At 46.0% G+C, this 17,781-nt stretch carries 11 protein-coding genes and 1 pseudogene; 9 read left to right on the forward strand and 3 right to left on the reverse strand.

Annotation, left to right across the window (positions count from 1 at the left end):
• Nucleotides 1-13: 13 nt before the first annotated feature.
• The 4 genes and pseudogenes from BGX12_RS04645 (at nucleotide 14) to BGX12_RS04660 (ending at nucleotide 3,937) form a co-directional block, all read left to right on the forward strand.
• On the forward strand, nucleotides 14-1,060 hold the full coding sequence (locus BGX12_RS04645) for a polysaccharide lyase (RefSeq protein WP_109734927.1): 1,047 nt from the start codon (nucleotides 14-16) through the stop codon (nucleotides 1,058-1,060).
• A 14-nt stretch (nucleotides 1,061-1,074) separates the two neighbouring features.
• Complete coding sequence (locus BGX12_RS04650) at nucleotides 1,075-1,707, forward strand: HAD family hydrolase (RefSeq protein WP_109734928.1); 633 nt, start codon at nucleotides 1,075-1,077, stop codon at nucleotides 1,705-1,707.
• Between the two features lie 153 nt (nucleotides 1,708-1,860).
• Nucleotides 1,861-2,823 carry a YhcG family protein gene (locus tag BGX12_RS04655; RefSeq protein ID WP_109734929.1) on the forward strand — a complete coding sequence of 321 codons (963 nt, stop codon included), beginning with the start codon at nucleotides 1,861-1,863 and terminating at the stop codon, nucleotides 2,821-2,823.
• Nucleotides 2,824-2,844: 21 nt separating this feature from the next.
• A pseudogene (locus tag BGX12_RS04660) lies at nucleotides 2,845-3,937 on the forward strand (YhcG family protein).
• Between the two features lie 203 nt (nucleotides 3,938-4,140).
• Here BGX12_RS04660 and BGX12_RS04665 read toward each other — a convergent pair.
• Genes BGX12_RS04665 through BGX12_RS04675 form a run of 3 tightly spaced genes read right to left on the reverse strand, consistent with a single transcriptional unit; the run spans nucleotide 4,141 to nucleotide 7,163 of the window.
• Nucleotides 4,141-5,961, reverse strand: a complete 1,821-nt coding sequence (locus tag BGX12_RS04665; RefSeq protein WP_146196248.1) for a hypothetical protein — start codon at nucleotides 5,959-5,961, stop codon at nucleotides 4,141-4,143.
• Between the two features lie 24 nt (nucleotides 5,962-5,985).
• Entirely contained in the window at nucleotides 5,986-6,591 is a 606-nt protein-coding gene (locus tag BGX12_RS04670; RefSeq protein ID WP_109734931.1) for a GNAT family N-acetyltransferase, read from the reverse strand.
• Between the two features lie 11 nt (nucleotides 6,592-6,602).
• Nucleotides 6,603-7,163, reverse strand: coding sequence for a flavin reductase family protein (locus tag BGX12_RS04675; RefSeq protein WP_109734932.1), 561 nt, complete (start codon nucleotides 7,161-7,163; stop codon nucleotides 6,603-6,605).
• A 240-nt stretch (nucleotides 7,164-7,403) separates the two neighbouring features.
• Between BGX12_RS04675 and BGX12_RS16010 the strand changes: the two genes are divergently transcribed.
• From BGX12_RS16010 to BGX12_RS04700, 5 genes are all read left to right on the forward strand, one after another.
• Complete coding sequence (locus tag BGX12_RS16010) at nucleotides 7,404-10,217, forward strand: carbohydrate-binding protein (protein WP_109734933.1); 2,814 nt, start codon at nucleotides 7,404-7,406, stop codon at nucleotides 10,215-10,217.
• A 221-nt stretch (nucleotides 10,218-10,438) separates the two neighbouring features.
• Nucleotides 10,439-11,944, forward strand: coding sequence for a Fic family protein (locus tag BGX12_RS04685; RefSeq protein ID WP_109734934.1), 1,506 nt, complete (start codon nucleotides 10,439-10,441; stop codon nucleotides 11,942-11,944).
• Between the two features lie 643 nt (nucleotides 11,945-12,587).
• Nucleotides 12,588-13,244 carry a DNA methyltransferase gene (locus BGX12_RS04690; protein WP_109734935.1) on the forward strand — a complete coding sequence of 219 codons (657 nt, stop codon included), beginning with the start codon at nucleotides 12,588-12,590 and terminating at the stop codon, nucleotides 13,242-13,244.
• Entirely contained in the window at nucleotides 13,237-14,829 is a 1,593-nt protein-coding gene (locus BGX12_RS04695) for an Eco57I restriction-modification methylase domain-containing protein (protein WP_109734936.1), read from the forward strand. The genes BGX12_RS04690 and BGX12_RS04695 overlap by 8 nt, the downstream gene beginning before the upstream one ends.
• The gene (locus tag BGX12_RS04700) at nucleotides 14,829-17,717 is read left to right on the forward strand and encodes a GIY-YIG nuclease family protein (protein ID WP_109734937.1); all 2,889 of its coding nucleotides are present in this window, start codon (nucleotides 14,829-14,831) and stop codon (nucleotides 17,715-17,717) included. Before BGX12_RS04695 ends, BGX12_RS04700 begins: the two co-directional genes overlap by 1 nt.
• Nucleotides 17,718-17,781 lie beyond the last annotated feature (64 nt).

The raw sequence follows: 17,781 nt of genomic DNA on the forward strand, positions 1-17,781 counted from the left end.
TTTGAGACCCGTTATGAACTTTGCTCGTGGAATTTTTGCAATGGCTTTGGCTTGCACTTCGGCGTCCTTTGCCGATGTGGTGTTTTCTGCGGATTTTGAAAATCGTGCTGCTGGTCAGTACACCAATAAGATGGCCCAGGAGGATTTCCCTAAAAAAGCGGGCGTTTCTAGCTGGTATGCCATGGAACAGAATGGCGGCCAGAATGCAAAGATTGTGCAGGACGATGAAGAGCACGGGATGGTTCTGCAGCTAAAATATCCCAAGGGTTGCGTAGGGCCCAACGACGAAGGCGAACGCCCCGCCTGCGCCGGGCAGGTGAAGCAGCCGCTCGATGTTTCTGCAGAAGAAATGTGGGTGGCATACGATATTCAGTTTGAGCCAGGCTTTGAATTTGTAAAGGGCGGCAAGCTACCGGGACTTTGTGGCGGCAAATGCTACACCGGCGGAAATCGCCCCTCTGTTGGCGACGGCTGGAGCGCCCGCATCATGTGGCGCGCGGAAGGTGCCGTGGTGCAGTACCTCTACTTTGTGGATCAGGGCAGTACCTACGGCGATGACGCCAAATGGAATCTGGGCGAGACTGCGGAACAAAAACATTTTGTGCCGGGAACATGGCACCATGTGGTGACCCGCGTGGTCATGAATTCTGTAACTACAGAAGGCAAGGGCGACAAGAACGGCATTGTGCAAAGTTGGTTCGACGGTGAACTTTCCCTGGACTTGGATACTTTGCGCTTACGTGATTTCCAGGATCAGAAAATAGACGAGTTCTATCTCTCTACATTCCACGGCGGAAACGACGATACCTGGGCACCCACTAACGATGTGTTCGTGCGCTATGATAACTTTGTAGTTTCGACGGATTCTATTCCTGTGGCGAGCGCGAAGCCCGGCGTATCCGACGAAGGCTCTACGGCTATTAAACCCGCGCTCTCCAATAATCGTGACGGAAGTCGCGTTGGCGATTATGTTGGCAAACGCAGTGCCAAGCGCCCCGGCGAAACTCCCAAATATTTCAAGAACGAAAAAGACTTTAACGCCAAGGGGCAACAGCAATAATTAAATTTGCTCCCATGCCTAACGCCCTTATTTTTGATCTTGATGGAACTCTGTGGGACACTGTCGCTCCCTTGACTCTCATATGGAATCAGGTGTTCCAGAAGAACGGTACGGGCAAGGTGATTTCTGAAGATGATCTGCGAAATGTGATGGGAAAGAACCTTCAGGAAATCAGCGCAATTTATTTCCCGGACATGGAGAAGTCACGCCGCGAAGACGTTATGAACCAGTGTGCCGTGGCCCATTGCGCCTACCTGAAGGAGCATGGAGCGCCGCTATTTTTAGACCGCGCGACACTCTCGCAGCTTTACGAAAAATACGAACTGTTCATTGTCAGCAATTGCCCCTGCGGATACATCGAGGCGTTCCTGGAATCCTGCGATTTGCAGAAGTACTTCAAGGATTTTGAAATGTCTGGACGCACTGGCAAAAGCAAGGGCGAAAACATCAAGGCTATCTGTGAACGAAACGGTTTGTGCGCCGGCGCTGCGGTTTATGTAGGCGATACTCTTGGCGATGAAACCGCCGCAAACTTTGCGGGCATTCCCTTTATCCATGCAGCCTACGGTTTCGGCACCGCAAAGAATCCTGCCGCCGTTCTCCATAACTTTAACGACCTGCCGGGAGTCTTGGAAAAACTTTTCTAGAAATTACAAATCTTTAACAAAGTAACCCTTGCCAATTTTTATATAAAAGCTATTGTTCATCCCGAGCGTTACGAATAGTCTCCTGAACACCTGATAAAATTCAGGTGTTTTTTTGTTTTGTAGAAAAAATTTTTTCAAAAAAAAGGAGATACTATGCCCAGAAAAAATCCAAATAATCTGCCACAGACTTACGCTACTTGGATTTCTGAACTCAAGAAGCGTTATGCCCAGTCGCAAATCAAGGCTTCCATTGCTATCAATGGCGAGTTGATAGGCTTTTATTATTGCTTGGGTCGCGATATTCAGCAGAAACAATTCCAGAATACTTATGGCAGCGGGTTCTATAAAAAACTCAGCGATGATTTACGCCGTGAAATCCCGAATGCCAAGGGTTTTTCGCCAACGACTCTGAAATACGCCGTGTATTTCTACGATTTGTACAAGGATTTTGTAGAAGGACAAAATCGTCAACAACATGTTGACGATTTGAGGAAAATTCCTTGGGACCATCATAGACGTATTATTGATAAGTGTAAAAATTCCCCTAAAAAGGCTCTTTTCAGAGCCGTTACTAACTTCACAACGACTTTACCTAAGGAGCAGGGGGATCTGGCTCGTGAATTGACTCGAGACCCGTATTGCTTTGACTTTGTGGAAGTTCGTAGCGATTTTGAGGAACGGGAATTGAAAGACGCTCTGCTCAAGAATATTGAAATGTTCCTGATGGAACTTGGTCGCGGTTTTGCCTACATAGGGCGAGAATATCGTTTGCAGGTCGGTGAAACTGAACAATTTCTGGATATGCTTTTTTACAACACCAAGTTGCATTGCTATGTGGTAGTTGAAGTGAAAACAGGGAAGTTTGAACCTGCTTACATTGGACAACTTAGCACTTACGTGGTGGCTGCGAATCACCTATTGAAAAGTCCAGAAGACAAGCCTACGCTTGGTATTTTGGTGTGTAAGGACAAGGATGAAGTTCTTGCGCAATATTCCTTGGAGGGTTCAGTCAATCCCATTGCCATTTCGGAATTTGAATTGTCGAAAATTTACCCGAAGGATTTCAAGAGTTGCCTTCCCTCTATCAAGGAATTGGAAGATCAGCTAGGTGGATGAACTTTTTTCAAAGGAGATACTATGCCCAGAAAAAATCCCAATTCTCAAAATGCAGTTTCCATTCCGGTAGCTGTTGATACAATCAAGTCGGCCATTCTGCAAAGCCAGTACATGGCGGCTAGTTCCACCAATAAGATTCAGTTGGCGTTGTACTTTTCGGTGGGTCGTTTCGTTTCCCAGAACACGCGTTACGGGCGTTGGGGTGGCAATGCAATCAAGCAGATTAGTGAACTGTTACAAAAGGAATTGCCCGGTTTGCGTGGCTTTTCAGAACGGAATGTGAAGCTCATGCGGCAGTTTTATGAAGGTTGGTCATTTGCTGAAAAAGAGTCTAATTCGGCAGTCGTAACTGCCGAATTGGCGAATTTGAACGAATTTAGCCAATTCTACGGTTTTGATGCCATTTCATTCACTCATCACATCAATATTTTGACGGGTGCAAAATCTCGGGAGGAACGACTTTTTTATATCGAACGTTGTGCAAGGAATTCCTGGACGGTTGAATTCCTGAAATCCGAAATCAAATCGGATGCATTTCGCCATCAGGGGAAAATTTCAAACAACTTTACAGCCACTTTGAATACCCCTCAGTCTGCTTTGCAGGCGATTTCCATGTTCAAGGATGAATATCTGTTGGACTTTATGAATGTGGAGGAGCTTGGCGAACGGGATAAATCCCTTGTAGATGAACGCGTTGTTGAGAATGGAATTATCCACAACATCAAGAATTTCATCATGACTTTTGGCAAGGATTTTGCATTCATCGGGAATCAGTACCATCTTGAAAAGTTCGGAGAGGATCAGTATATCGACTTGCTTTTTTACAATCGGGAGTTGAATGCACTCGTTGCCTTTGAATTGAAGATGGGAGATTTTAAGCCCGCATACCTGGGACAGCTGAGTTCTTACCTTCGTATCCTTGATGATGAAGTTCGCAAGCCCCATGAAGAACCGTCCATCGGCATAGTCCTTTGCAAGAATGCGAACAAGGCATTTGTGGAATACGTCATTCAGGATTATAACCACCCCTATGGGTGTTGCCACCTACAAGTTGATGCAGGAGAAATTGCAGAAGGTCCTGCCCGATGAAAATGAATTGAAAAAGTTGCTGTAGAGGAGACACTGCGGAGGTTTGTACCAAGTATCAGATTGGCCAATACATTGTAGAGGAAGAACAGAATGGGACAACAGTGTTGCCCCATTCTGAACAAACTCAAAAGTTTGTTCTCTCCTGGTCCCTCTATCTTGTGTTAATGCGTATTAAGAATGACGATGAACTCCGCTTATAATGCCCTTTAATGCGGCGGCCTTTTCTTCTTATATGAGGAAAGCTTTTAAAATAATGTCCAAAGCGATGTAGGGCTTCAGGGTGAGAGACTCCTTGTTTTTCTCTGTAGATGCTCCGGCGCGGAGTCTTAGGCCAATTGCATGGTACGGCGAATACAAACCAATGGAAGTTCCGAAATCGAGTCCTGGAAACAGAGTGGTGGTTTCATCTTCTGTGTAGCTGCTTGTCCAATTTTCAATGGTTGTACAGGTCCAGTTCAGAGTTGGACCGATGTAGGCGTCGGCTTCAAAATGCTTTGTGAATAGCAAATTATAGTGAAAGTCGATACCCAGAAACAGGGTACTATAATAGCGGTTGTCGCCTATGCCTCGAGAGTCGTATCCCTGGATCAGGAATTCAAACCCAAGTTTATTCTTGCCGAAGCCGAGGTTAAAGTTAACTCCATAAATAGGATCTGCATGCGAACCTAGTTTTCCAAGAGGATAATCCAATGTGGGACCCATGCCAAAGTAGAAGTATGGAAGATTCGCAGGTAATTTCTCATATCCTTTGGGGTAATCCGTTTTTTTTATAGAAAGGAAATCGTACCGAAGAAAATCTTTTAGGCGAACATCATCGATTTTTTCAATGTCGCTGTCTGCAAAATCTATAATATCCTCTTTAGAAAACCCCAATGAATTTTTTTGTAAATACTTGATGCGTGCAAATGCACGACTAAAGTTGTCCGAGATTTCCTTGATATCTTTTTTTACTTTTTTAGATGTTAGCCATTCTTCGATTTCGGCACCTGTTTGTTCACTAAATCCGTTCAGGCTTGGATGCATTTCAATGTGTTTTAGGCTGTCGTAGGGAGTTAGTCGAATGCCGTTTCCGGAAAGAAGATTTATCCAAGCGTAATCTTCCTTGCTGAATGGAGAGGTGAAAAAGGGGTGGGTGGAATCAACTGCAGATAGCGCTTCTTCCATGGCGTCTGCGGCTTCGTTGAAACGTCCTTCTTTGAATAAACGGAGTGCTTTTTCTTTTAGTTCGGGACCTCGATTTTCGGGGACTTGGAATGGGTATATGTAGGGCTTGACTTTGAGTTGCCTGATATCTTCGTTGTCCGTGATTTTTGGGGAGAACCCGTCACTGAAAAATACTCTTGTAGAATATCCAGGAATGTGAAAAAAATTCATGACCATGTCTACGGCGTCGTCTGTTCCGTTTTTGGGTGGAACCCATTGTGGTGCGACGATGATTGGTAAATGCAAATAGACTGTCGTGTCTGCTTTTATCCAATCTTTAGAAGATGAGTCGTAAAGTGCACTGGCCCGGATTTTTATCAAGAGCAACTGGGTGAAAATTTCATGAGTGAAGTCGCCGTGTTTTAAATGGTGATATGAATCCCTTTGTATGTCAGACGTTTTGATTTTTAGTTCTTTCTGGGTGGAATCAAAGCGCTTGCTCCACTCGCTGAACTGATGAAGTACTTCTGGATCGATGCCGCCTATGGAAGTAATTTCCATTGAGCAATTTGCTGGATCAATTTTTTTATTGAAATAAAGCTCTAATTTCTCTGGGTCAAGTCCATAGGACTTTGCTGCAATTCTATATGATTCTACAGTACCTATAACCGGGGTAAACTTGTTCTCTGGATTTTCCAGTTTTTCCTGCACCGAGGGGAGGTTTTCTTCCTGCATGGAGTACAAGTTTTTGAGTATGCCAGGAAGAACCAATGTGTCTGGATCGGTATTGGGTTTTTCCCAACCATCAACAGTGTATTCGTTGTCGTTGTCCCAGCAGTCCCAGCAGTTAAATGCGTGTACAAACCCGCTTACGCACAATAACAATATTGCAAATAAAATCCTCATAGGTCCTCCCAACATAAACATAATCTACAAATGTTCCCCCAGCATTTTTTCCATCCAGATCATGTTGTACCACTGCCCGAATTTGTAGGCGCAGTCATGGAAGGTGCCTACCAGCGAGTAGCCCATGTGTTCGTGGAATTTCTGGCTGCTGTTGTCCAGGTGGGTGCTGCCAGGTTTTGGCGAAGCGATGCAGGCGTAGGCGTTTAGAATCCCGCGGGCCTTTAGTTCGCGATCCAGTTCGTTGTACAGGGCGCGACCGTAGCCTTTCCCGTGTTCGCCCATCTTGACGTAGATGGATGTTTCTACGCTGCGGTTGTAGGCGGCTCGGCCCTTGAAAACGCCGGCGTAACAATACCCGAGGATTTCTGCGGCACCTGCGCAGTTCCCGCTCGTGGTTCCGTCCACGATGCACTCCGAACTCGCGACAGTCCCGATGTTCCTTGCGTTGTCCCCAATTCGTTCCAAAACTAGGTACGGGTACTTTTCCAGCGTCCCGCGGATTCGTCTTGCAAATTCCTCCACAGAGGGGGCGTCATACTCGAAGGTGATGGCGGTGTTTTCCACATAGGGCTTGTAAATTGCCAGCAGTGCCGAGGCGTCTTCAACTTTTGCAGAACGTATTCTAATCATGACAAATAAAACTATTTAATGCTCTTTCCGTCCTTAAAGGCGTTGCCGATTTTTTCGCCTAGGGCGTAATAGCCGTGGCCTTCGGGATCGTAGCACAGGGGGCAAAGCTTCTTGATGTCCACCTTGCCTTTTGCATTCAGGATGGATTCGTCGGCGGAAACGCCTACCACCTGGGTGTAGAGCAGTTCCGTTTCCTCGTCGTAGCTCAAGACCTTGCATTCCAAGGTCAGGGGAAGTTCCTTGATGATGGGGGCTTTGACCTTCTTGCTCTTGACGGCGGAAAGTCCGGACTTTGCAAATTTGTCCGCCACCTTGTGGCCCGAGGTGATTCCCATGTAGTCCAGCTGCTTGATGTTTGCGGCGGTGGCCATGCTCACGGTCAGGCACTTGTTCGCCCTGATATTGTCCATGGTCTTGTGAGTCTTGTCGATGCAGATGGTCACCTTGTCGAAATCGTTGACGCATCCCCAGGCGGCCACCATGGCATTAGGGGTCTTGTCTTCGTTGTAGGTCCCGATGATCAAAACGGGCTGGGGGTAAAGTAGAGCTTTCTTTCCGAGATCCTTGCGCATAAAAATTTCCTTTTTCTTTTGAATCGTAAAATAAGAAATGTTTTTTTAAAAGGCCGTTTTTTTATAAAAATTGCAGTTTTTATTGAAAAAAATAGGCTTATAAGGTTGTTGTCGGCGGACAACGGGAAGATTGGCTTCGCCATCCTTTTTTAGGCAAGGTCAATCTATTTTTATGGTGGGAAGTTGTGGTAATAGTGCTTTTTATGGTATAAAGCCGCTTCGACTTTCCAAGGGATGTGTATGAAAAAGTTTATGGTGTGTGCCGGCCTTACGCTGGCAATGGGTTTTGGCCTAGCAAATGCAACTCGCCAGATGGAAGCTCTGGATCGTGGCCTGGTGGCTGTAAAGACCGGCAATGGCGTGTTCCTGAGCTGGCGCGTGTTGGGTACCGATGGCAATGCGACCGGCTTCAATCTTTATCGCGACGGTGCAAAGATTGCAAGTTTCGATGGAAAGGCTGCCTCCAATTATACGGATGCCCAAGGAACTGCCGCAAGTAAATATTATGTCCGTCCGGTTGTAAACGGCGTCGAAAAATCTTCGGACAAGACCGTTTCCGTTTGGGGTGAACAGAAGCTGACCGTCAATCTGGATCGCCCTGCTGGCGGTTCTGATTACACTTACAGCCCCAACGATATTGCCGTAGGCGATGTGGATGGTGACGGCGAATACGAACTGATTTTGAAGTGGGATCCCAGCAATTCCAAGGACAATTCCCAGAAGGGTAAGACCGGAAATGTGTATGTGGATTGCTACAAGTTTAGCGGAAAGAAATTGTGGCGAATTGACCTTGGCGTAAATATTCGTGCAGGCGCTCATTATACCCAGATTCTGGTTGGCGACTACGATAGCGATGGCAAGGCGGAAGTGGCCATGAAGACGGCCCCCGGCACCAAGGATGGTTCCGGCAAGTATATTAGCAAGGGTGCTGCCGCCGGCGAAACCAACCACACCAAGGATTACCGCAATTCCAACGGCTACGTTTTGAGCGGTAACGAATATCTGACTCTTTTCAATGGCGAGACAGGTGTTGAAATGGCCACTGTCAATTTCAATCCTGCTCGCGGAACCGTCTCTAGCTGGGGTGACTCCTACGGCAATCGCGTAGACCGTTTTTTGGCTACTAATGCTTATCTGGATGGTCAAAAGCCCAGCATGGTTTTCCAGCGCGGTTACTACACACGCATGGCCATTGCAGCTTACGACTGGGACGGAAAAACTCTGAGCCAGCGCTGGTATTATAACGCAGCCACCAAGGGATCCGAATGCTATGGCCAGGGAAACCACAATCTTTCTGCAGGTGATGTGGATGGTGACGGTTTCGACGAAATCATCGAAGGTGCCTGTGCCATCGATCATAACGGCAAGTTTATGTACAGCACTGGAAAGGGCCATGGCGACGCCATTCACTTTGGCGACTTGGACCCGGATCACGAAGGTCTCGAAGTTTGGGAAGTTCACGAAGAAAAGCCCTACGGTTACGACCTTCACGATGCCCGCACTGGCGCAATCCTTTGGAGCGCAACCAGCGATGCCGATAATGGCCGCGGTCTTGCCGCCGACGTAGACAGCACAAGCCGTGGTTACGAAATGTGGAGTACTGCCAATGGTAACGTGTATTCCGCAAAGGGCCAGGTTCTGGGCAGCCGCTACTCCGTCAATTTCCGCATCTACTGGGATGGGGACCTTCAGGATGAACTTCTGGATGGTAACAAGATCAGCAAGTGGAATTATTCCTCCAAGAAGTTTGGCGATCTGGTGACCTTGACCGGCAACAGCTGCAACTCCACCAAGGCGACGCCCAACTTTAGCGGAGACATTCTCGGCGACTGGCGCGAAGAAGTGATCCTTCACGATGGGGCTTCCAAGCTGTACGTTTATACCACGACTATTCCCACGACACATCGCCTTTACACTCTGGCTCATGACCCCATTTACCGCCTTGGAATGAGCTGGCAGAACACCGCCTATAACCAGCCGCCCCATCTTGGCTTCTGGCTAGGTGCTGGTGTCGACAAGGCTCCTACTCCGGACATTATGCTGGTGGGTGGCGAAGTTGGTCCTAGAATTCCTGCCATCCAGAAACAGGGTGCAGGCTCTAGTTTCCAGACTATCATGCTGGGCGATGCCATTACGGAATACGCCTTCGGTTACAGCAACTGCGACGGCCTCACTATTACGGGCTTACCGGCCGGCGTTACTGCAGTGCTTGATGCCGCCAATTCCCGCTATGTCATTAGCGGAACTCCCGAAAAGGCTGGCGTCTACAACATTTCCATTACCACAAAGGGAGGCTCTACCGAAGTGGATGCCGCTACCCGCGACGCAAGCATTACTGTTCTTGCGGAAGCTAAAATCGAAAACGCTGCAGTGAAGGTTCTCTCCTCCATTGAAGCGGGTATCCCCACCGATGGCGTTGGCGTCTGCGAAACGACAAACGGCGGATTTGTGGACACCTGCTATTTCAACTTCGACAACGTGGTTACCAGTTACGGTATCTGGAATCTATATTCCGGTTCCCCGCAGGAAAACGTTACGCTGGTCCTGCGCTACGCCCACGGCAAGACAGATACCCGCAAGATGGAACTGTTCGTAAACGAGACAAGCTACGGCGTGGCAACCTTCCCGCCCACTCCTGATTGGACCACCTGGGATTCCGTGGCTATCAAGATCTCCCTCGACAAGGGCGTGAACGTTCTGAAACTTCAGTCCGTTTCAGAACAGGGCGGCCCCAACATTGACCAGCTGGAATTTGACATTGCTGGTATTGTACTTGCCGCAGATTCCTCCATCGTGGATTCCGATGACGAAGAGGGCGAAGGTGGCGACGAAAATACCGATGCCATTGACGCTCCCTTGCACTTTGGCGCAGCTGGTATGGCTCAGATCCAGGTATTCAATCTCGTAGGCAACCGTGTGGCAACTTTCAGTGCAGAATACACTGGCGACATTTCGAGCCTAAGACAGCACATGAACGCCCTGCCCAACGGAATCTATATGGTCCGTGTAAAAGTGGGAAACCGCGCTCAGATGATTCGCTATAATTTGAGATAGCTTTCGATTCCGCAGAAATACCGTATTTAAGTCCCTACGGCAAACGTTGTAGGGACTATTATTTTATATTGAATTGAAGATTTTATTTTTACCTAATCTTTACAAACGAATGCTTGCCAGAATTAGGGGTAATACTATATTCTGTCCCGAGCGTTTCTGATAGTGCTCCGAGACACCTGATTTAATCAGGTGTTTTTCTTTTTAAGGAGTACTATACCCATATGATTAATGAACATGTAATGGAAATGCTCCATGCAGGCGAGGGCTTGCGTGTGGAATTCAAGAAGGCAAAGGACAAACTGCCTGGCAATATTTTTGAGACTGTCTGCGCCTTTCTCAACGCAACAGGCGGATTCATTTTTTTAGGGGTTGATGACGATGGGACTATCGTGGGTGTGAATCCGCAGGCTGTTCCTCAAATGAAAAAGGATTTGGTAAATCTTGCCCATAATCCGACGAAGATAAATCCCGCTTGTAATTTATATCCAGAAGAATGCGTCGTTGATGGCAAGACGATTATTGTCTGCCAGGTTCAGGAAAGTTCCGAAATTCATCGCTGTGATGGGGATGTTTACCTGCGTAGTGATGACGGCGATTATGTGACTCGCAATACCAACGTGCTTTCGGGTGTGCTGACCCGTAAGCTGGGACTTTTTACAGAGAAGCGCCCCATGCACGGATTTACTATGGCGGACTTGCGCCCGGAACTTTGCCGCAAGGCGCAGAACCTGATGGCGGTGACATTCAATAACCACCCGTGGGCGAATTTGTCCTTTGAAGAACTTTTGCAGTATGGCGGTTTCTATACGGTGGATCGTAATACCAATGAACGCTGCTTGAACCTTGCAGCGGTTCTGATGTTCGGTACGGATGAGGCTATTTTCAGAGCGGATCCGGCATTGCTTTTTGATTGCCTGCTGCGCCGCGAAGATGAAATCCGTTACGATGATCGCGAGATGATTCGCACCAACCTGATTGAGACCTACGAGCGGGTGATGGATTTTATTGCGAAGTATCTGCCGGATCCATTTTACCTGGAAGGAGACCAGCGCATCAGTTTGCGAGGTAAGATTTTCCGTGAGGCGGTTTCAAATATCATTTCCCATCGCGAATATATGCATGGGTCGCCTGGTCGAATCATGATTTACAAGGACCGCGTGGAATTCACCAATCCCTGCGTTCAGTATTACATCGATAGGATTACCCCTGCAAACTTGGAACCTTTTGCCCGTAACCCGACCATCTGCAATTTTATGGTCCAGATGGGCCGTTTTGAGCGCCTCGGCTCCGGTGTGCGGAATACCTGGAAATACTTGCCCATTTACGCCAAAGGGGCGTTGCCGATCTTCGAGGAGACAAAATACGGCTTTAAGTTGACGCTTCCGTTGAACGGTACCCCCAAAGTCACCCCCCAAGTTACCCAGCAAGTCACCCCCCAAGTTACCCAGCAAGTCACCCAGCAAGTCACCCAGCAAGTCACCCAGCAAGTTGATGGGTATGTGTGGGCACTGTTGAAACATTTAGATGGGGAGATGGGGCGCCGTGAATTGATGCGAAGGCTGTATTTAAAGGATAGGAACAATTTTAGTTGGAAATATTTGCTTCCCGCACTTGCTTTAGGCTATGTAGAGCAGACGGTTCCAGATAAGCCGAACAGCCGTACTCAAAAGTACCGCCTGACAGAACTAGGGAAACAGATACTTGCAGATTTAAACAAGGAGATGTAGCAAAACACTCAAATAAACACGAACTTTCTACATCTTGAGTACGTTTTTTAAGCTATATTCAACGTAAATAGAGAGTTTCTCTTGTTCACGGCTAGAAAACTTCGACACTTTCAAGACACAGTGAATAAGACAGAAACGAACACGTCTGCCGTCAAGTTTATCTTGGCGACATCGTTTAGTTGTATGCATATTTGCTTGTCATATGTGCATTGCTGGATGACCAGTTTTGGGGCGTGGATCGTTCGTGTTTATTTGTGTCAGGTTGTCGAAGGCCTCTAGCTGGTAAATGCGTTCGATTCCACGCCTTCTTTTTTTTGAAACGTCGAAGAATGTTGAATAAGGGTTGCTCTTGGTGAGTTTTGCTCTTGTTCTCAGCTAGGAACCTTCGACACTCTTTTGCACAAGGAATAAGACGAACCTCGAAAGCCCATGATGCCATGGGCGTATTGCACCCTGGGGGTCGTGTACCCAGTGGTCTAGACCCTCGCTTTCGTGCATGCGCGCCAAGGCGTTTTTGGTGTACGCCCACTTTGCTGATGCAGATGGGATAAGCGAGTTTTGTTTTTGAATTGTACAGTGTCTTAGTGAATCGCTCTAAACGGGGGTTGAACTCAAGTTCAACCCTTTTCTGTCTGGAGTGCGCATGGCTGACGAAAGTCAGATAAAGTCTAAGGAAAGAGTCGCCAACCATGGTGAGGTTTTTACTGCAGAGCGTGAAGTGAATGCCATGCTTGATTTGGTCAAGCAGGAAACTGAACGCATTGACTCCAGATTTTTGGAGCCAGCTTGCGGTACAGGCAATTTCTTGGTGAAGATTTTGGAACGTAAGCTTGACGTGGTCAAGAAAAAGTACAAGCGCAGTCCTCTTGATTTTGAAAAGAATTCCATTCTCGCTTTAAGCAGCATTTATGGGGTTGATATTCTGCAGGATAATACGGAAGCTTGCAGGGAAAGATTGTTTGGCATTTGGAATAAAGCCTACAAATCCGTGTGCAAAAAAGACGTTGATGAAAATGCGCAAAAGTCTGCGCAGTTTATTCTTGAAAAGAACATTGTCTGTGGCAATGCGTTGAGTTTGAAAAGAGTGGATGGCGAAGGCAACGATACTAGCGAACCCATTGTGTTTTCGGAATGGGCGTTTGTAATGGGCGCAAAAATGCAGCGTAAGGATTACACCTTCGATGAGCTTTTAAACAAGGCTAGTGAAGCGGAAAATGATCCGTCTCTTGCCTTGAATGACGAAGGACATTTTTTACAACAATACGTTTCTGATTACAGGAGGGTCTGGGAAAATGGCTGACCTTAAATTGTATAATCCTGACGTACTCAGTTGCCTTGCCAATTTGAGTAACGATGAAGTGTTTACTCCGCCGGAAGTTGTGAACCGTATGTTGGACATGCTTCCGCAGGAATTATTTGAAAGCGAAGATACGACTTTCTTGGACCCTTGTTGTAAAACAGGTGTTTTCCTTCGTGAGATCGCCAAGCGTCTTTTGAAGAATCAGATGCCTGGTTATGAAGAAGCTGTCGAAGAAATCAATGCGAAAAAGCGTAACGATGAAAAGCTTTCGCCCGAAGAAAAACATTTCATGAACGAATTGCAAAAGACTGTGGATCACATTTTCCACAAGCAGCTTTATGGCATTGCTATTACCGAAATGACGAGCCTGCTTTCTCGCCGTAGTGTTTATTGCACCAAGCATCCTGATGGAGAATACTCCATTTCAAAGTTTGGTCGTGCTGATGGCAATATTCGCTTTAAGAAAATTCAGCACACATGGGTGGATGGCAAATGCAAATATTGTGGAGCCAGCGAAAGTCAATACGATCGAGATGATACTCTTGAAACTCATGCCTACGAATGGATTCACACCGAAAATTTAGAGGGAATTTTTAACATGAAGTTTGATGTAATTATTAGCAACCCTCCGTATCAGCTGAGCGATGGTGGTGGCACTGGTTCTAGTGCTAAGCCAATCTATCAACTCTTTATTGAAAAAGCAAAAAAATTAAAACCTCGCTATATGTCGATGATTATTCCTTCTCGTTGGTTTTCGGGTGGTAAGGGTTTGGACGATTTTCGCGAGGAAATGCTTAAAGATAAAAGCATTCGTAAGTTAGTCGATTATGAAAACTTTAGAGATGTTTTTCCTGGTGTAGATCTTGCTGGTGGTGCCTGCTATTTCTTATGGGATAGAGACAATAAGGGTTCTTGTGATGTTACGAATTTCTCTGCTAATGAGCAGACATCGCATACGCGATATTTGGATGAATTTGATGTATTCGTAAGATCAAATAATGCTTTGAAAATTGTTAGAAAAGTTTGCAAACTCTATTCCGAGAAAAAGTTTCTTAATGAGCGTATTTCTCCAAGATTGCCGTTTGGAATTACAACGACGTATTCACCTTTAAATTCTGGAGTTCCTTGCTATTTTACGCAAAAAATTGGTTTAAAATATGTGCAAAAAAAGGATGTGGATGACTCCTTAAAACTTCTCAATAAATGGAAGTTTTTAGTTCCCAAGGCTCCGATTGCAGGACAAACGGATTTTTCTAAACCTGTTGGATTCTACTATGATGGAAATACAAGGATTGCGAAACCAGGAGAATGTTGCTCTGAATCTTGGCTTGTGGCAGGAGCTTTTGATACAAAAGAAGAAACGATAAATTATAAATCCTACATATTTACAAAAACCGTTCGCTTCTTGCTGTTACAAACAGTAGTTGGTCAAAATATTACTAGAAAGAATTTTTGCTTTGTACCTGATCTAGAAAAATATGACCAAGTTTATTCAGATGATTATTTAAGAAAACAGTGGGGTATCACAGATAAGGAATGGGAATATATCGCTTCTCGTATCGGCGAGATTGGAGGTGATAGATAATGCCTGCCGTAAATCTTGACAGTTATTTAACGCCCCGTCCTCAAGTCGTTCCGACCATTTATGCTTACACCCTTCCGGGTGTTGCGTCCCATGACGGTTACATCAAAGTAGGCTTTACAGATCGCAATGTAGAAGACCGTATTAAGGAACAGCTGCACACTGCTGGAATCAAACCGAAAATCCTTCTTCAGGAATCCGCCATGTGTCCCGATGGTTCTTGCTTTACGGACCATCAGGTTCACAAGATTCTTGAACGTAATGGCTTTACCCATTTGAATCAGGGAAAGGATCGCAATGAATGGTTCTTCTGCAAGGAGAAGGATATTCTTGCTGCCATCAAGGAACTGAAAACGGGTATTCGTGCGGATCGTGAGCGCACCGAAAGTTTTGCGATGCGCCCGGAGCAAGAAGAGGCTGTCAAGAAAACCCAGGAATATTTCAAGTCTGCGTTAAAAGAAGATCCTGGCCATTCGCCCAAATTTTTATGGAACGCCAAGATGCGTTTTGGCAAAACTTTTGCCACTTATGAATTGGCGAAGAAGATGGGCCTCAAGAGAATTCTGGTGCTAACTTTCAAACCTGCAGTAGAAAGTGCCTGGGCAGATGACCTTGCCCATCATGTAGATTTTAAAGGCTGGCAATTTATTTCCAATAAGGACGCCAAGGAAATTGGCCATACCATTGATTCGGAATTTGAATTAGCAGACAAGGGTAAACCTATCGTCGTCTTTGGTTCTTTTCAGGATTTGTTGGGAACCAATGACCACGGCGGCATCAAGGCGAAGAATGAATTCATTCACACGACCAACTGGGATTTAGTTGCCTTTGATGAATATCATTTTGGTGCTTGGCGTGAAAATGCTAAGAAACTTTTTGAAAATACTGACGAAGAAGCTAACGCTGACTTTGACCAGGAAAAGTATCAGAAGGAAGAAGCCGCAAACGCATTTAATGAAACGTTCCTTCCTATTACCACAAAATATTATCTGTACCTTTCGGGTACGCCGTTCCGTGCCTTAAACTCTGGCGAGTTCATTGAAGAGCAGATTTTCAACTGGACTTATTCCGATGAGCAGCGTGCAAAAGCAGAATGGCACGGCAAGGATAATCCTTATGCAAGCCTCCCGCGAATGGTGATGCTCACTTACAAGATTCCAGAAAGTATTCGCCAAATTGCTGTTGGCGGAGAATTTGATGAATTCGATTTGAATGAATTTTTCAAGGCAGAAGGAAAGGGAATTCTTGCAAAATTCAAGCACGAAAATGAAGTGCAAAAATGGCTGAATCTTATTCGTGGTTCCTATTTGCCTTCCAGTGTTGATGATTTGAAATTGGGCCAGGATAAACGTCCTCCTATGCCTTATTCTGATACGCGCTTGCTCAATGTTCTTCAGCATACATTATGGTTCTTGCCTGATGTTGCTGCTTGTGATGCAATGGCAAATTTGATTGCGCAAAAACAGAATGTTTTCTATCAGGATTACGAAATCATTGTTTGTGCGGGCTCAAAAGCGGGAATTGGTCTTGAAGCGCTAAAGCCTGTGCGCAGCGCAATGAAGGATCCGCTGAAGACAAAGACAATCACGTTGTCTTGTGGTAAACTTACCACTGGTGTGACGGTAAAGCCCTGGACCGGTGTGTTCATGCTTCGCAATTTGAAAAGTCCGGAAACGTATTTCCAGACGGCATTCCGCGTGCAGTCTCCTTGGGATATGAAGAATGACCTAGGTCAGACGGAAATCATCAAGCAGAACTGCTATGTATTTGACTTTGCCCTGGATCGTGCGCTGAAGCAAATTTCAAGTTATAGCTCCCGTTTGGACATTAATGAGAACGATCCCGAAAAGCGAGTGGCTGATTTCATCAAGTTCCTTCCGGTTCTTGCCTATGATGGAAGCGCCATGATGCAGCTCAACGCAGAAGCAATTCTTGATATTGCCATGTCAGGAACTTCTGCAACGCTTCTTGCACGCCGTTGGGAATCGGCTCTCTTGGTAAATGTGGATAACGAAACCTTGAATCGCTTGCTATCGAATCCGGACGCAATGAATGCTTTGATGAAAATCGAAGGTTTCCGCAGTCTCAATTCCGACATCGAAACCATCATCAACAAGTCCGAAAAAGTCAAGAAGCTAAAGACGAAGGATAATGATACTCCCCTTACTCCGAAGGAGAAAAAGGAACTTACAGAAGCGGAAAAGGAATTCAAGACGAAACGCAAACAGATTCAGGAAAAATTGATCAAGTTTGCCACTCGAGTTCCCGTGTTCATGTATCTTACGGATTATCGTGAACGCTGTTTGAAGGATGTTATTACTCAGTTGGAGCCGGGCCTTTTCAAGAAAGTGACTGGTTTGGACGTGAAGGATTTTGAACTTCTTTGCTCCTTGAATGTGTTTAATTCAAGCTTGATGAACGAAGCGATCTTCAGTTTCAAACGTTACGAAGATGCTAGCCTCAGCTATACCGGCCTGGACAAGCATGATGGCGATGATGTTGGTGGCTGGGATACCGTTCTTAAGCGAAAGGAATATGAGCAGCTGTTCTATAAGCAGCAGGATTCCATGAAACTGGAAATCAAGGATAATCTCTATGCTAAGAATTCTTCAAATGGTATGCAAGTTGTGTCGAAGAATTCGTCCGGTAAGGTTATTGAGTTTCCGAAAAAAGGAAATTCTGCTCAGGCTGTGTTGGCGCAAAAGGGTGCTGCAGAACCTCAAGCTCGCTATATGACCATCAAGGTGGGAGATAAGGTGTTGCATAAGTCTTTTGGCGAAGGAACTGTTATCAAGATTCCTCAGAACCGCAAATACATCTATGTGAAATTCGGTAAGGTGGAAAAACAGTTTGTTCTTGAGGCCGCTTTCAAGGGTGGATTCTTGAAATAGAAAGTGCTTTCTCCTGCTGGGCGGATTTTTCCCGCATGCCGGAACAGTTTTTTTTATATTTCCC

The organism is Fibrobacter sp. UWR4 (genome assembly GCF_003149045.1).
Classification (GTDB): domain Bacteria; phylum Fibrobacterota; class Fibrobacteria; order Fibrobacterales; family Fibrobacteraceae; genus Fibrobacter.

Excerpts from the sequence above, each read along its gene's own strand:
- BGX12_RS04670 (WP_109734931.1), bottom strand. The coding sequence starts at position 6,591 with ATGATTAGAATACGTTCTGCAAAAGTTGAAGACGCCTCGGCACTGCTG.
- BGX12_RS04655 (WP_109734929.1), top strand. The coding sequence starts at position 1,861 with ATGCCCAGAAAAAATCCAAATAATCTGCCACAGACTTACGCTACTTGG.
- BGX12_RS16010 (WP_109734933.1), top strand. The coding sequence starts at position 7,404 with ATGAAAAAGTTTATGGTGTGTGCCGGCCTTACGCTGGCAATGGGTTTT.
- BGX12_RS04690 (WP_109734935.1), top strand. The coding sequence starts at position 12,588 with ATGGCTGACGAAAGTCAGATAAAGTCTAAGGAAAGAGTCGCCAACCAT.
- BGX12_RS04675 (WP_109734932.1), bottom strand. The coding sequence starts at position 7,163 with ATGCGCAAGGATCTCGGAAAGAAAGCTCTACTTTACCCCCAGCCCGTT.
- BGX12_RS04665 (WP_146196248.1), bottom strand. The coding sequence starts at position 5,961 with ATGAGGATTTTATTTGCAATATTGTTATTGTGCGTAAGCGGGTTTGTA.
- BGX12_RS04685 (WP_109734934.1), top strand. The coding sequence starts at position 10,439 with ATGATTAATGAACATGTAATGGAAATGCTCCATGCAGGCGAGGGCTTG.
- BGX12_RS04695 (WP_109734936.1), top strand. The coding sequence starts at position 13,237 with ATGGCTGACCTTAAATTGTATAATCCTGACGTACTCAGTTGCCTTGCC.
- BGX12_RS04700 (WP_109734937.1), top strand. The coding sequence starts at position 14,829 with ATGCCTGCCGTAAATCTTGACAGTTATTTAACGCCCCGTCCTCAAGTC.
- BGX12_RS04650 (WP_109734928.1), top strand. The coding sequence starts at position 1,075 with ATGCCTAACGCCCTTATTTTTGATCTTGATGGAACTCTGTGGGACACT.
- BGX12_RS04645 (WP_109734927.1), top strand. The coding sequence starts at position 14 with ATGAACTTTGCTCGTGGAATTTTTGCAATGGCTTTGGCTTGCACTTCG.